Genomic DNA, 13,946 nt, shown 5'->3' on the forward strand with positions numbered 1-13,946 from the left:
CCATGTCTATCGCCTCTCCACGCCGCCCGTTCCTGTGCCTGCTGTTGCTTGGCCTGCTGGCCTGCCTGCTCGCCCCGATGGCCAGCGCCGAAACGTCCAAGCGCCTGCGCATCGGCATCACCTTGCACCCTTACTACAGTTACGTGGCGAACATCGTCGGTGACAAGGCCGAAGTGGTGCCGTTGATCCCGGCCGGATTCAATCCCCACGCCTATGAACCCAGGGCCGAAGACATCAAGCGCATCAGCGGTCTGGATGTGATCGTGCTCAACGGCGTCGGCCATGACGATTTTGCCGACCGCATGATCGCCGCCAGCGAAACACCAGACGTGAAGGTCATCGAAGCCAACGAAAACGTGCCCTTGCTGGCCGCCACCGGCACTGCCGCCAGGGGCGCGGGCAAAGTCGTCAACCCGCATACGTTCCTGTCCATCAGCGCGTCCATTGCCCAGGTCAACAACATCGCCCGAGAGCTGGGCAAGCTCGACCCCGATAACGCCAAGACCTACACGCAAAACGCTCGCGCCTACGGCAAGCGCCTGCGGCAGATGCGTGCCGACGCCCTGGCCAAGCTGACCCAGGCGCCGAACGCCGAGTTGCGGGTCGCGACTGTACATGCCGCCTACGATTACCTGCTGCGCGAGTTCGGCCTGGAAGTGACCGCCGTGGTCGAGCCGGCCCACGGTATCGAGCCGAGCCCCAGCCAGTTGAAAAAGACCATCGATCAGTTGCGCGAACTGGATGTGAAAGTGATCTTTTCGGAGATGGATTTTCCCTCCACCTACGTCGACACCATCCAACGTGAATCAGGCGTAAAGCTGTACCCGCTTTCGCACATTTCCTACGGTGAATACAGCGCCGGGAAATACGAAAAGGAGATGACCGGCAACCTCGACACCGTGGTCCGGGCGATCCAGGAGTCCGGCGCATGACCGTGCAGCAAACCCTTATCCAGCCAAAGGCCGGCCCGCTGATCGAGTTCATCGACATCAGCCTCGAGCTGGGGCGCACCACGATTCTCGACAACGTGGGCTTGCAGATACAACCTGGCAGCATCCATGCCCTGGTCGGCCCCAACGGCGGCGGCAAGAGTTCCCTGATCAAGACCCTGCTCGGACAAATGCCGCACAAGGGGCGCCTGAGCTTGCAGTGGCCAGGTGAGCCCGGCGTCATCGGCTATGTGCCCCAGGCCCTTGAGTTCGATCGTGGCCTGCCCATGACGGTGGACGATTTCATGGCCGCGATGTGTCAACGGCGCCCGGCCTTTCTCGGCTTGAGCAAGCAGTACACCGGTGCCATCGGCCAGGCCCTGGAGCGGGTCGGCATGCAGGATAAGCGCAAGCGCCGGATGGGCGCGCTGTCCGGCGGTGAGCGCCAGCGGGTATTGCTCGCCCAGGGCTTGATCCCTTCACCGCAACTGCTGGTCCTGGACGAACCGATGTCAGCCCTCGACGAGGCCGGCATCCAGGTGTTCGAGCGGTTGCTGCAGGACTGGCGCCAGGCCGGGATCACCGTGCTGTGGATCGAGCATGACCTGGAAGCCGTCGGGCGGCTGGCCGACCGGGTCACGGGCCTCAATCGCCGGGTACTGTTCGACGGCCCGCCACGCCAGACCCTGACCCCGGAGCGACTGCTCACGCTGTTTTCCACCCATCCACGCACCAACGGGAGCGCGGCCTGATGAGTTACGAAGCCTTTCGCTTGATGGTCCAGGGCTGGGCCTCGTCCGGCTATCTGCCCGAAGCGCTGGCCTATGGGTTTGTGGTCAACGCATTGTTGGCCGGGTTGTTGATCGGCCCGGTGCTTGGCGGCCTCGGTACGCTGGTGGTGGTCAAGCGCTTCGCGTTTTTTTCCGAAGCCGTGGGCCATGCGGCGCTGACTGGCGTGGCCGTCGGCATCCTGCTCGGCGAACCCTACACCGGGCCATACGGAAGCCTGTTCGGCTATTGCCTGCTGTTCGGCATCCTGCTCAATTACCTGCGCAACCGAACCGGCCTGTCACCGGACACCCTGATCGGCGTCTTCCTTTCGGTGTCCCTGGCCCTGGGTGCAAGCCTGCTGTTGATCCTGGCGGGCAAGATCAACGTACACATCTTGGAGAACGTGCTGTTCGGTTCCGTGCTGACGGTCAACGGCAACGACCTGCTGGTGCTGGCGGTGGTCGGTTCACTGGTGATGGCGCTGGCGTTGCCACTGTACAACCGCATCATGCTCGCCAGCTTCAATCCGCAACTGGCGGCGGTGCGCGGGGTGGCGGTCAAGGCCCTGGACTACCTGTTCGTGATCTTGGTGACATTGATTACCGTGGCGGCGGTGAAAGTCATTGGCGCCATTCTGGTGGGGGCGCTGCTGGTAATCCCGGCGGCTGCCGCGCGCCTGCTCAGCCAATCGTTGAAAGGCTTCTTCTGGTGTTCGGTACTGATCGCCACCGTCAGCACGTTGTGCGGGATTCTCGCGCCGATCGTCTTCGACCTGCCGATCCCGTCCGGTGCCGCGATCATTCTGGTGGCCGGCATCGCCTTCGCCCTGAGCGCCATCGCCCGTGGCGTCGTCCCCAGCCTCAAAGGGAATCTTGGATAAATGGTTTTTTCATTGCGACAACTGACCCTGGCCGTCGCGTTGTGCGGCGTGGCCGTCACTTCATCATTCGCCGCCGAAAAGGTCCGTCTGCTGGCGTCGTTGCCGGTCACCTACGGGTTGGGCGAGGCCTTGCTCAAGGGCACCGAGGTCAGCCTGGAGCGGGCCGCGCCCGCCAATCTGCCTGGCACCCGTCAGAATGCCTATTTCAGCGGCCGTGGCGCGCCGGCCCTGGGCAAACTGGCCAGCGATGCCGATGCCGTGATCGGCCTGCGCTCGTTATGGCCGGACGATCCGCTGTACCCCATGGCCCGACGCAGCAACATCCGCATCGTCGAAGTCGACGCGGCCCGCCCGGTGGACGGCGCCCTGCCCGGTATCGCCGTCCAACCGGGGATGGCTGACGGTTTGGCGAGCCAGCCATGGATGGCCAGCCCCAACCTGGGGCGGATGGCCGACGTGATCGCCGCCGACCTGGTGCGCCTGGCCCCAAACGACAAAGCGAAAATCGACGCCAACCTGGCGGCCCTCAAGCAACGCCTGCTCAAGCTCAGCGCCGACAGCGAAAAACGTCTCGCCAGTGCCGATAACCTGAGCGTAGTCAGCCTGAGCGAGCATTTTGGTTACTTGATCAGCGGGTTGAATCTGGATGGCATCAGTACTGACGCCCGGCCCGACGCCGAGTGGACGCCCGAGGCCTTGAAGCAATTGATCACAACGTTGAAAGACAATGACGTGGCGCTGGTGCTGCATCATCGCCAGCCGTCGGAAGCTGTGAAAGCGGCCATTACCGAGGGCGGCAGTCAGTTGCTGGTACTGAGCACCGATGGCGCCGACCCGGTGGCGGAGCTGGAAACTAATGTGGGGGTGGTCGTCACGGCACTGATGGGAGGCTAACCACAGCCACGGTGGGAGCGAGCCTGCTCGCGAGAAGCGGTGTGTCAACCAACATAGATGCTGGATGTGCCGGCCTCATCGCGAGCAGGCTCGCTCCCACAGGTCTTGGGTTATGTCTGAAGGAACCCGTTAAAAAACATCCCCGGGCACCCGCACGAACCCTTCCATCAATACCCGCGCGCTGCGGCTCATGATGGCTTTTTTCACAGTCCATTCGCCGTCGACCTGGCTGGCCTCGGCGCCGACACGCAAGGTGCCGGACGGGTGGCCGAAACGCACGGCGTTGCGCTCGATACCGCCGGCGGCCAGATTCACCAGGGTGCCGGAAATCGCGGCGGCGGTGCCGATGGCGACGGCGGCGGTGCCCATCATGGCGTGGTGCAGCTTGCCCATGGACAACGCCCGCACTAGCAAATCGACGTCGCCCGCCGCCACGGCTTTCCCGCTGGACGAAAGGTAATCCGCTGGCGGCGCGACAAACGCGACTTTGGGGGTGTGCTGGCGCTGAGCCGCTTCGTCCAGATGCTTGATCAACCCCATGCGCAAGGCACCGTGGGCGCGGATGGTTTCGAACATCGCCAGCGCCTTCGGATCGCCGTTGATGGCGCCCTGCAATTCAGTACCGGTGTACCCGATATCCCGGGCATTGATGAAAATCGTCGGGATGCCTGCGTTGATCAGCGTCGCCTTCAAGGTACCAACACCGGGCACTTCCAAGTCGTCCACCAAGTTCCCGGTCGGGAACATCGAGCCGCCACCGCCCTCCTCCTCGGCAGCCGGGTCCATGAACTCCAGCTGTACTTCAGCCGCCGGAAAGGTCACGCCGTCGAGTTCGAAGTCGCCGGTTTCCTGCACCGCGCCGTCGGTGATCGGCACATGGGCGATGATGGTCTTGCCGATGTTGGCCTGCCAGATCCGCACCACGGCCACACCGTTTTGCGGAATCCGGGCCGGCTCCACCAAGCCACTGCTGATGGCAAACGACCCCACCGCCGCCGACAGGTTGCCGCAGTTGCCGCTCCAGTCCACGAAAGGCTTGTCGATGGACACCTGGCCGAACAGATAGTCGACATCGTGGTCGGCCCGGGTGCTCTTGGACAGGATTACCGTCTTGCTGGTGCTGGACGTCGCGCCGCCCATGCCATCGATCTGTTTTTCGTACGGGTCGGGGCTGCCGATCACCCGCAGCAACAGGGCATCCCGGACCGGGCCAGGGACTCGGGCGGCTTCGGGCAGGTCTGGCAGGCTGAAGAACACGCCTTTGCTGGTGCCGCCACGCATGTAAGTCGCGGGGATCTTGATTTGAGGCGAGTGAGCCATGTGCTCCAACTCCTTAAAAACGGGCGGCCGGAAAAACCGGCCACCCAGGCGATTTAAACGGCCACCGCCGACTCGAGGAAGTCCTGGGCAAAGCGCTGCAACACGCCCCCGGCTTCGTAGATCGACACTTCCTCGGCGGTATCGAGGCGGCAGGTCACCGGCACTTCGACGCGCTCGCCGTTCTTGCGGGTGATGACCAACGTCAACGTCGCGCGCGGGGTGCGCTCGCCGATCACGTCGTATATTTCGCTGCCGTCGATGCCCAGGGTCTTGCGATCTGTACCGGGCTTGAACTCCAGCGGCAACACGCCCATGCCCACCAGATTGGTGCGATGGATGCGCTCGAAGCCTTCGGCAACGATCGCCTCGACACCGGCCAGACGCACCCCCTTGGCCGCCCAGTCCCGCGACGATCCCTGGCCGTAGTCGGCGCCAGCGACGATGATCAACGGCTGCTTGCGTTCCATGTAGGTCTCGATGGCTTCCCACATGCGCATGACCTTGCCTTCCGGCTCGACCCGGGCCAGGGAGCCCTGCTTGACCTTGCCGTTTTCAACGACCATTTCGTTGAACAGTTTCGGGTTGGCGAAGGTCGCGCGCTGCGCGGTCAGGTGGTCGCCGCGGTGGGTCGCGTAAGAGTTGAAGTCCTCTTCCGGCAGGCCCATTTTTGCCAGGTACTCACCGGCGGCGCTGTCCAACATGATGGCGTTGGATGGCGACAGGTGATCGGTGGTGATGTTGTCCGGCAGCACCGCCAGCGGGCGCATGCCCTGCAGCGGCCGCGCACCGGCCAATGCACCTTCCCAATAAGGCGGGCGACGGATGTAGGTGCTTTGCGGGCGCCAGTCGTACAGCGGCGTGACTTTCGGGCCGGTGTCTTCCTGGATGGCGAACATCGGGATGTAGACCTGGCGGAACTGCTCCGGCTTCACCGCCGCCTTGACCACGGCTTCGATTTCTTCGTCGCTTGGCCAGATGTCCTTGAGGCGGATTTCGCGACCGTCCACCACGCCCAGCACATCCTTCTCGATGTCGAAGCGAATGGTCCCGGCGATGGCATAAGCAACCACCAGCGGCGGCGAGGCCAAAAACGCCTGCTTGGCGTACGGGTGGATACGCCCGTCGAAGTTGCGGTTGCCCGACAGCACGGCGGTGGCGTATAGGTCGCGGTCGATGATTTCCTGTTGGATCACCGGGTCCAACGCGCCGGACATGCCGTTGCACGTGGTGCAGGCAAACGCCACCACACCGAAGCCCAGCTTCTCGAGCTCGGGCGTAAGGCCGGCTTCATCCAGGTACAGCGCCACGGTTTTAGAGCCCGGTGCCAGGGATGACTTGACCCACGGCTTGCGGGCCAGGCCCAGGCGGTTGGCGTTGCGCGCCAGCAGGCCTGCGGCGATCACGTTGCGCGGGTTGCTGGTGTTGGTGCAACTGGTGATCGCGGCGATGATCACCGCGCCGTCGGGCATTTGCCCAGGCACGTCGTCCCACTGGCCGGAGATGCCTTTGGCGGCCAGATCCGACACCGCGACACGGGCGTGGGGGTTGCTCGGGCCGGCCATGTTGCGCACGACCGAAGAAAGATCGAACGTCAGGCCACGCTCGTATTGCGCGCCCTTGAGGCTGTCTGCCCACAGGCCAATGGTCTTGGCGTAGTGCTCGACCAGCTGCACTTGCTGGTCTTCGCGCCCAGTGAGCTTCAGGTAGTCGATCGTCTGCTGATCGATATGGAACATTGCCGCCGTGGCGCCGTACTCAGGGGCCATGTTGGAGATGGTCGCCCGGTCGCCCAAGGTCAGCGCGCTGGCGCCTTCGCCGTAAAACTCCAGCCATGCGCCCACGACTTTTTGTTTACGCAGGAATTCAGTCAGCGCCAGCACCATGTCGGTGGCGGTGATGCCCGGTTGCAGCTTGCCGGTCAGCTCGACGCCGACAATTTCCGGCAAGCGCATCCACGAGGCGCGGCCAAGCATGACGCTTTCCGCTTCCAAGCCACCAACGCCGATGGCAATCACGCCCAGTGCATCGACGTGGGGCGTGTGGCTGTCGGTGCCGACACACGTGTCCGGGAAGGCCACGCCGTCCCGCTGCTGGATCACCGGCGACATTTTCTCCAGGTTGATCTGGTGCATGATCCCGTTGCCCGGCGGAATCACATCGACGTTCTTGAAAGCTTTCTTGGTCCAGTTGATGAAGTGAAAGCGGTCTTCGTTGCGGCGGTCTTCGATGGCGCGGTTCTTGGCGAAGGCCTGGGGATCGAAACCGGCGCTCTCGACCGCCAGGGAGTGGTCAACAATCAGCTGGGTCGGCACCACCGGGTTGACTTGCGCCGGGTCGCCGCCCTGCTGGGCAATGGCGTCGCGCAAACCGGCCAAGTCCACCAGGGCGGTCTGGCCGAGAATGTCATGGCACACCACCCGCGCCGGAAACCATGGGAAGTCCAGGTCGCGCTTGCGCTCGATCAGTTGCAGCAGCGATTCACGCAGCGTGGCCGGGTCGCAGCGGCGCACGAGGTTCTCCGCCAATACGCGAGAGGTGTACGGCAAGCCATCGTAGGCGCCGGGGCGGATGGCCTCCACGGCCGCGCGAACATCGAAATAATCCAGCGAAGTGCCAGGCAGCGGTTTGCGAAATTCTGTGTTCATCGTCAGGACTCGGGTCACGGTGGTTTCAGAAGGGTTGGCGCAGCTACTGAAGTGAACATGTTCCCTTGTGGGAGCGAGCCTGCTCGCGATTGCGGTGTGTCAGCCAACATTGATGCTGCTGACCCGACGCTATCGCGAGCAGGCTCGCTCCCACAGGGTTGTGGGTTTATCCAGTTCCCCAGTTCCTGCGGCTAGCCCTCCAGCTCAGCGTTGTTCGATTGGCACGAACTTGCGCTGTTCGACGCCGGTGTATTCGGCGCTCGGTCGGATGATGCGGTTGTTGGCGCGTTGTTCGAACACGTGGGCGGCCCAGCCGGTCAGGCGCGAGCAGACGAAGATCGGCGTGAACAGCTTGGTCGGGATGCCCATGAAGTGGTACGCCGAGGCATGGTAGAAATCGGCGTTGGGAAACAGTTTCTTCTGCTCCCACATGGTCTTGTCGATGGCTTCGGAAACCGGGAACAGCACCGTGTCGCCCACCTCATCGGCAAGTTTTTTCGACCAACCCTTGATGACCTCGTTGCGCGGGTCGTTGTCCTTATAGATCGCGTGGCCGAAGCCCATGATCTTGTCCTTGCGCGCCAGCATGCCGAGGGTGCCTTCGATGGCATCCTGGGGTGAGCTGAAGCGCTCGATCATTTCCATCGCCGCCTCGTTGGCGCCGCCATGCAACGGGCCGCGCAACGAGCCGATGGCGGCCGTGATGCAAGAGAACAGGTCCGACAGCGTGGAGGCGCAGACGCGGGCGGTGAAGGTCGAGGCGTTGAATTCGTGCTCGGCGTAGAGAATCAGCGACACGTTCATCACTTTGACGTGCAGCTCGCTCGGCTTCTTACCGTGCAATAGATGCAGGAAGTGGCCGCCAATGGACACTTCGTCAGTTACGCATTCGATGCGCTGACCTTCGTGGCTGAAGCGATACCAGTAGCACATGATCGCCGGGAACGCCGCGAGCAGGCGGTCGGTCTTGTCGTGCTGTTGGGAGAAATCCTGCTCGGGCTCAAGGTTGCCGAGGAACGAGCAACCGGTGCGCATCACGTCCATCGGGTGGGCGTCGGCGGGAATGCGCTCCAGCACTTCTTTCAAGGCTTGGGGCAAGTCGCGCAATTGGCGCAATTTACCGGTGTAGGCGTCCAGCTGTGCCTGGGTCGGCAGCTCGCCGTACAGCAGCAGGTAGGCCACTTCTTCAAATTGCGCATCCGCCGCCAGGTCGCGGACGTCGTAGCCGCGATAGGTCAGCCCGGCGCCCGACTGGCCTACGGTGGATAGGGCAGTTTGCCCAGCTACCTGGCCACGGAGCCCGGCGCCACTGAGTACTTTTGCTTCGGCCATGTTCTGTCTCCATTTTCTTGAATTTGTAGGGAGTCGCGCCTTACTTCTTCGCCGCGAACAGCGCATCGAGCTTCTGCTCGAAGGTGTGGTAGTCGATGCGATCGTAAAGCTCCATGCGGGTCTGCATGGTGTCGATGACATTCTGTTGCGTGCCGTCGCGACGGATGGCGGTGTAGACGTTTTCGGCCGCCTTGTTCATGGCCCGGAAGGCCGACAGCGGGTAGAGCACCAGGGACACGTCGGCCCCGGCGAGTTGTTCGGTGGTGTAGAGCGGGGTCGCGCCGAATTCGGTGATGTTGGCCAGGATCGGCGCTTTCACGCGGCTGGCGAACAGCTTGTACATTTCAAGTTCGGTGATGGCTTCGGGGAAAATCATGTCGGCGCCGGCCTCGATGCATGCGGCGGCGCGGTCCAGGGCCGATTCCAAGCCTTCCACCGCCAGAGCGTCGGTACGGGCCATGATCACGAAGCTGTCATCGGTGCGGGCATCGACGGCGGCCTTGATGCGGTCGACCATTTCCTGCTGCGAGACGATTTCCTTGTTCGGGCGATGGCCGCAGCGCTTGGCGCCGACCTGGTCCTCGATATGAATCGCCGCCGCGCCAAACTTGATCATCGACTTGACCGTGCGCGCCACGTTGAACGCCGAGGAACCGAAACCGGTGTCCACGTCCACCAGCAACGGCAAGTCGCAAACATCGGTGATGCGGCGCACGTCGGTCAGCACGTCATCCAGGCCGGTGATGCCTAGGTCCGGCACGCCGAGAGAGCCGGCTGCCACGCCGCCACCCGATAGGTAGATCGCCTTGAAACCGGCGCGCTTGGCCAGCAGCGCGTGGTTGGCGTTGATCGTGCCGACCACTTGCAGCGGATGCTCGCTGGCGACCGCATCGCGGAATCGCTGGCCTGGAGTGCTGTTGCTCATGACTCACCTCGTTCAGTGGCGGCGCTGTCCTGGAAATGACGCGCAATGTTGCGTTTGGACGCGCCGATGTGCCGGCGCATCAATAATTCAGCCAGTTCGCCGTCACGGTCGGCGATGGCATCGAGAATCCGATGGTGCTCGGCAAAAGCCTGGCGCGGACGGTTGGGCGTGGTGGAGAACTGGATGCGGTACATGCGCACCAGTTGGTACAACTCGCCGCAGAGCATCTGCGTCAGGGTGCGATTGCCGCTGCCCTGGATAATCCGATAGTGGAAGTCGAAGTCGCCTTCCTGCTGGTAATAGCCGACACCGGCCTGGAACGCCGCATCGCGCTCGTGGGTTTCCAGGACCCGGCGCAGTTCGTCGATTTCCTCCAGGGTCATGCGCTGCGCCGCGAGGCGACAGGCCATGCCCTCCAGGGACTCGCGAATTTCATAGAGCTCCAGCAGCTCGGCATGGCTCAGCGAGACCACTCGTGCCCCGACATGGGGGATGCGCACCAGCAGGCGCTGGCCTTCGAGGCGATGGATCGCCTCGCGCAGCGGCCCACGGCTGATGCCGTAGGTACGGGCCAGTTCGGGCTCGGAGATCTTGCTGCCCGGGGCGATCTCGCCCTTGACGATGGCAGCCTGGATGCGTCGAAAAACGTTCTCGGACAAGGTCTCGACATCGTCTTGGACGAGGACCGGCGTTTCGAGCTGATCGAGCATATTGTCGACACCTTTAAAATCAATACGGCAAAAACTAAACGTATAACCCTCAAACGTCAAAGCAAAAAACCATATTGTCGACAATCGTCTAATAACGCGTGCTGACATAACTTGCCGCTTCGAAGTATCGTAGCCCCCGGCCAGCGGTGGCGTCAGAAAACCACCGTGCTAGAATGCCGCCGCATTTGCCACTCTTCTATATAGAGAAGGCACCTAGGGAGCTTGTGCAGTAATGCCAGGGCCTGAACCGAAAACGGAACGCTGCGCACCAGGATTTATGACACTCAAGCCCTTATCCGCTGCCTTTTGCTTCATGTGCCTGCCGGGGCTCGCCGCGGCGGGGGAAAAAACCGTGTACGGCCTCAACGAATATGCGGCGCTGCAGGGCATTGACCTGGAGGTTGCCGCCAAGCTGGACACCGGTGCCAAGACGGCCTCGCTCAGTGCCCGCGACATCAAGCGCTTCAAGCGCAACGGCGAATCCTGGGTGCGCTTTTACCTGGCGATCGACGCCGCCCATTCGCACCCCATCGAACGCCCGCTGGCCCGGGTCAGCAAGATCAAGCGCCGCGCCGGTGACTACGACCCCGAAGAAGGCAAGAAGTACACGGCCCGGCCGGTCATCGAACTGGACATCTGCATGGGCTCGGCCCTGCGCAGCATCGAAGTGAACCTGACCGACCGCAGCGCCTTTCAATACCCGTTGCTGATCGGCTCCGAGGCGCTTAAACGCTTCGACGCGCTGGTCGACCCCAGTCTCAAATACGCAGCCGGCAAACCCGCCTGCGCCAATGCCGCTCACACCGCAGAGTAATTCCAATGCGCTCCCTTACCCTCCATTTGAAAATGCTGATCGCCATCCTAGTGGTGCTGGGCCTGTCGGTAACGGCCTATCAGATTTTCGTGCTCGGCATCCCGGTGACCGAAGACGCCACCGATGACCTCTGGAATATCGATGCCAAGGTCGAGTTCGTGCCCAACGCCAAGGATCCGGTGAAGATCCAGATGTTCGTGCCCCCCTTGAGCCGCGACTATGTGAGCCTCAACGAGAGCTTCATTTCCAATAATTACGGCGTGGCGGTGAACCGGGTCGACGGCAACCGCAAGGTGACGTGGTCGGCCCGTCGCGCCAAGGGCAACCAGACCCTCTATTACCGCTTGGTGCTGACCAAGCGCTACAGCGCCGAGAAAACCAAGGTCAAGGGCCCGACCTTCCGCGACAGCATTGCCGTCGAAGGGCCGGAAAAACTCGCCGCCGAAGCACTGCTCGCGCCGATCCGCCAGCATTCGGCCGACGTCGAGACCTTCATCAGCGAAGCGATCAAGCGGGTCAACAACCTCAATGACGACAACGTCAAGCTGTTGCTGGCCGGTGATCCTTCGTCGGCCAACAAGGCACGCATCGTTGAATTGGTGCTGTCCATTGCCCACGTGCCGGTGGAAAAGGTCCACACCATCCGGCTGGTGGCTGACCAACCGCAGACACCCGAGCTGTGGCTGCGCAGTTTCAACGGCACCGATTGGCTGTATTTCAACCCGGATACCGGCGAGCAAGGCCTGCCCACCGACCGTTTGCTGTGGTGGACCGGCGATGAGAACCTGATCACCGTCGATGGCGGCAAGAAAGCGACCGTCACCTTCAGCATGAACAACAGCGAAATGAACGCCATTCGCCTGGCCAAGCTGACGGATGAGAACACCGACGCCAACTTCCTCGAATATTCCCTGTACGGCCTGCCGCTGCAGACCCAGCAAACCTTCATGATCATGGTGATGATCCCGATTGGCGTGCTGGTGATCCTGGTGCTGCGCAACCTGATCGGCCTGCAAACCCTGGGGACCTTCACCCCGGTGCTGATCGCCCTCGCCTTCCGCGAAACCCAACTGGGTTTCGGCATCATACTGTTCACGGTGATCACCACGCTGGGCCTGTCGCTGCGTTCGTACCTGGAGCACCTCAAGCTGCAAATGCTGCCGAGGCTCTCCGTGGTGCTGACGTTCGTGGTGGTGCTGATCGCCGCCATCAGCCTGTTCAGCCATAAGTTGGGCCTGGAACGCGGCTTGTCAGTGGCGCTGTTCCCGATGGTGATCCTGACCATGACCATCGAACGCCTGTCCATCACTTGGGAAGAACGCGGCGCCGGCCACGCGATGAAAGTCGCCATCGGCACCTTGTTCGCCGCGTCGCTGGCGCACCTGATCATGAGTGTTCCTGAGCTGGTGTACTTCGTGTTCACCTTCCCGGCGATCCTGCTGATCCTGGTGGGCTTCATGCTGGCCATGGGTCGCTATCGCGGCTATCGCCTGACCGAGCTGGTTCGGTTCAAGGCCTTCGTCAAGGCTGACTCCTGATGTTCGGCCTCTGGAAGACCTGGAAAGCCCTGGAAGCCCGGGGCATCATGGGCATCAACCGGCGTAACGCCGACTACGTGCTCAAGTACAACAAGCGCAGCCTGTACCCCATCGTCGATGACAAGATCATCACCAAGGAACGGGCTATCGCCGCCGGCATTCATGTGCCGGAGCTGTACGGGGTGATCTCCACCGAGAAGGAAATCGACAAGCTCGACGAGATCATCGGCGGGCGCACCGACTTCGTGATCAAGCCGGCCCAGGGCGCCGGCGGCGATGGCATCATCGTCATCGCCGATCGCTTCGAAGGCCGCTACCGCACCGTGTCCGGCAAGATCATCAGCCACGAGGAAATCGAGCACCACGTCTCGAGCATCCTCACCGGCCTGTATTCCTTGGGCGGGCACCGTGACCGGGCGCTGATCGAGTACCGCGTGACGCCGGACCAGATCTTCAAGAGCATCAGCTACGAAGGCGTGCCGGACATCCGCATCATCGTGTTGATGGGCTACCCGGTGATGGCCATGCTGCGCTTGCCGACCCGTCAGTCCGGCGGCAAGGCCAACCTGCACCAGGGCGCCATCGGCGTCGGCGTCGACCTCGCCACCGGCCTCACCCTGCGCGGCACCTGGCTGAACAACATCATCACCAAGCACCCCGACACCACCAACGCGGTGGATGGCGTACAGTTGCCCTACTGGGACGGCTTCATGAAACTGGCCGCCGGTTGCTATGAACTGTGCGGGCTGGGCTACATCGGCGTAGACATGGTGCTGGACCAGGAAAAAGGACCGTTGATCCTCGAACTGAACGCCCGCCCCGGGCTGAACATCCAGATTGCCAACGACTGCGGGCTGACCCTGCGCACCCATGCCGTGGAAGCACGCCTGGAAGAGCTCAAGGCCCGAGGCGTGATCGAAACCGTGGAAGAGCGCGTGGCGTTTGCCCAGGAATTGTTTGGGCACATTCCGCCGGTTGAGGGGTGAAGCTGAGGATGAAAACCGAAGCTGAAGGTTGAACCCTGTGGCGAGGGAGCTTGCTCCCGCTGGGTTGCGCAGCAACCCCAAAGCCCAGCACCTCGGTGTATCAGAATGATCGCGCTCAACTGCCCAGGGGGCCGCTTCGCTGCCCAGCGGGAGCAAGCTCCCTCGCCACGGGTCTCATTGAAGCTTCAGACCTGTTCAATAC

At 62.5% G+C, this 13,946-nt stretch carries 12 protein-coding genes; 7 read left to right on the forward strand and 5 right to left on the reverse strand.

Going from position 1 to position 13,946, the window contains the following annotated elements:
- The first annotated feature begins 2 nt into the window (after positions 1 to 2).
- The 4 genes from DOCECA_RS14265 to DOCECA_RS14280 are packed head-to-tail and all read left to right on the forward strand — an operon-like array spanning position 3 to position 3,474.
- Positions 3 to 932 carry a metal ABC transporter substrate-binding protein gene (locus DOCECA_RS14265; RefSeq protein ID WP_434648474.1) on the forward strand — a complete coding sequence of 310 codons (930 nt, stop codon included), beginning with the start codon at positions 3 to 5 and terminating at the stop codon, positions 930 to 932.
- Positions 929 to 1,681, forward strand: a complete 753-nt coding sequence (locus tag DOCECA_RS14270; RefSeq protein WP_434648477.1) for a metal ABC transporter ATP-binding protein — start codon at positions 929 to 931, stop codon at positions 1,679 to 1,681. The genes DOCECA_RS14265 and DOCECA_RS14270 overlap by 4 nt, the downstream gene beginning before the upstream one ends.
- Positions 1,681 to 2,580: a metal ABC transporter permease gene (locus DOCECA_RS14275; protein ID WP_420767253.1), complete on the forward strand. Its 900-nt coding sequence runs from the start codon at positions 1,681 to 1,683 to the stop codon at positions 2,578 to 2,580. Before DOCECA_RS14270 ends, DOCECA_RS14275 begins: the two co-directional genes overlap by 1 nt.
- Positions 2,581 to 3,474: a metal ABC transporter substrate-binding protein gene (locus DOCECA_RS14280; RefSeq protein WP_434676069.1), complete on the forward strand. Its 894-nt coding sequence runs from the start codon at positions 2,581 to 2,583 to the stop codon at positions 3,472 to 3,474.
- A 129-nt stretch (positions 3,475 to 3,603) separates the two neighbouring features.
- Here the strand turns inward: DOCECA_RS14280 and prpF are convergent, their stop codons facing one another.
- The 5 genes from prpF to DOCECA_RS14305 all read right to left on the reverse strand — a co-directional run bounded on the left by prpF (position 3,604) and on the right by DOCECA_RS14305 (position 10,406).
- Entirely contained in the window at positions 3,604 to 4,794 is a 1,191-nt protein-coding gene (gene prpF / locus DOCECA_RS14285) for a 2-methylaconitate cis-trans isomerase PrpF (RefSeq protein ID WP_434559920.1), read from the reverse strand.
- Positions 4,795 to 4,847: 53 nt separating this feature from the next.
- A complete protein-coding gene (gene acnD / locus DOCECA_RS14290; RefSeq protein ID WP_434559922.1) occupies positions 4,848 to 7,439 on the reverse strand; it encodes a Fe/S-dependent 2-methylisocitrate dehydratase AcnD in 2,592 nt (863 codons plus the stop codon).
- Positions 7,440 to 7,643: 204 nt separating this feature from the next.
- Entirely contained in the window at positions 7,644 to 8,771 is a 1,128-nt protein-coding gene (gene prpC, locus DOCECA_RS14295) for a bifunctional 2-methylcitrate synthase/citrate synthase (RefSeq protein ID WP_434559924.1), read from the reverse strand.
- Between the two features lie 40 nt (positions 8,772 to 8,811).
- Positions 8,812 to 9,696 (reverse strand): methylisocitrate lyase, encoded by an 885-nt coding sequence (gene prpB, locus DOCECA_RS14300; RefSeq protein ID WP_030137801.1) that lies wholly within the window; start codon positions 9,694 to 9,696, stop codon positions 8,812 to 8,814.
- Entirely contained in the window at positions 9,693 to 10,406 is a 714-nt protein-coding gene (locus tag DOCECA_RS14305) for a GntR family transcriptional regulator (RefSeq protein ID WP_420767249.1), read from the reverse strand. The genes prpB and DOCECA_RS14305 overlap by 4 nt, the downstream gene beginning before the upstream one ends.
- A 277-nt stretch (positions 10,407 to 10,683) precedes the next feature.
- Between DOCECA_RS14305 and rloA the strand changes: the two genes are divergently transcribed.
- Genes rloA through DOCECA_RS14320 form a run of 3 tightly spaced genes read left to right on the forward strand, consistent with a single transcriptional unit; the run spans position 10,684 to position 13,744 of the window.
- Entirely contained in the window at positions 10,684 to 11,220 is a 537-nt protein-coding gene (gene rloA, locus DOCECA_RS14310; RefSeq protein ID WP_420767248.1) for a retropepsin-like aspartic peptidase RloA, read from the forward strand.
- A gap of 5 nt (positions 11,221 to 11,225) precedes the next feature.
- The gene (gene rloB / locus DOCECA_RS14315) at positions 11,226 to 12,758 is read left to right on the forward strand and encodes an osmotic stress tolerance membrane protein RloB (protein WP_420767247.1); all 1,533 of its coding nucleotides are present in this window, start codon (positions 11,226 to 11,228) and stop codon (positions 12,756 to 12,758) included.
- Positions 12,758 to 13,744 carry an alpha-L-glutamate ligase-like protein gene (locus tag DOCECA_RS14320; RefSeq protein ID WP_039593716.1) on the forward strand — a complete coding sequence of 329 codons (987 nt, stop codon included), beginning with the start codon at positions 12,758 to 12,760 and terminating at the stop codon, positions 13,742 to 13,744. The genes rloB and DOCECA_RS14320 overlap by 1 nt, the downstream gene beginning before the upstream one ends.
- Positions 13,745 to 13,946: the final 202 nt, after the last annotated feature.

Source organism: Pseudomonas sp. E102, assembly GCF_052660185.1.

Excerpts from the sequence above, each read along its gene's own strand:
- DOCECA_RS14270 (WP_434648477.1), top strand. The coding sequence starts at position 929 with ATGACCGTGCAGCAAACCCTTATCCAGCCAAAGGCCGGCCCGCTGATC.
- DOCECA_RS14275 (WP_420767253.1), top strand. The coding sequence starts at position 1,681 with ATGAGTTACGAAGCCTTTCGCTTGATGGTCCAGGGCTGGGCCTCGTCC.
- rloB (WP_420767247.1), top strand. The coding sequence starts at position 11,226 with ATGCGCTCCCTTACCCTCCATTTGAAAATGCTGATCGCCATCCTAGTG.
- acnD (WP_434559922.1), bottom strand. The coding sequence starts at position 7,439 with ATGAACACAGAATTTCGCAAACCGCTGCCTGGCACTTCGCTGGATTAT.
- DOCECA_RS14305 (WP_420767249.1), bottom strand. The coding sequence starts at position 10,406 with ATGCTCGATCAGCTCGAAACGCCGGTCCTCGTCCAAGACGATGTCGAG.
- prpF (WP_434559920.1), bottom strand. The coding sequence starts at position 4,794 with ATGGCTCACTCGCCTCAAATCAAGATCCCCGCGACTTACATGCGTGGC.
- prpC (WP_434559924.1), bottom strand. The coding sequence starts at position 8,771 with ATGGCCGAAGCAAAAGTACTCAGTGGCGCCGGGCTCCGTGGCCAGGTA.
- rloA (WP_420767248.1), top strand. The coding sequence starts at position 10,684 with ATGACACTCAAGCCCTTATCCGCTGCCTTTTGCTTCATGTGCCTGCCG.
- DOCECA_RS14320 (WP_039593716.1), top strand. The coding sequence starts at position 12,758 with ATGTTCGGCCTCTGGAAGACCTGGAAAGCCCTGGAAGCCCGGGGCATC.
- DOCECA_RS14265 (WP_434648474.1), top strand. The coding sequence starts at position 3 with ATGTCTATCGCCTCTCCACGCCGCCCGTTCCTGTGCCTGCTGTTGCTT.
- DOCECA_RS14280 (WP_434676069.1), top strand. The coding sequence starts at position 2,581 with ATGGTTTTTTCATTGCGACAACTGACCCTGGCCGTCGCGTTGTGCGGC.
- prpB (WP_030137801.1), bottom strand. The coding sequence starts at position 9,696 with ATGAGCAACAGCACTCCAGGCCAGCGATTCCGCGATGCGGTCGCCAGC.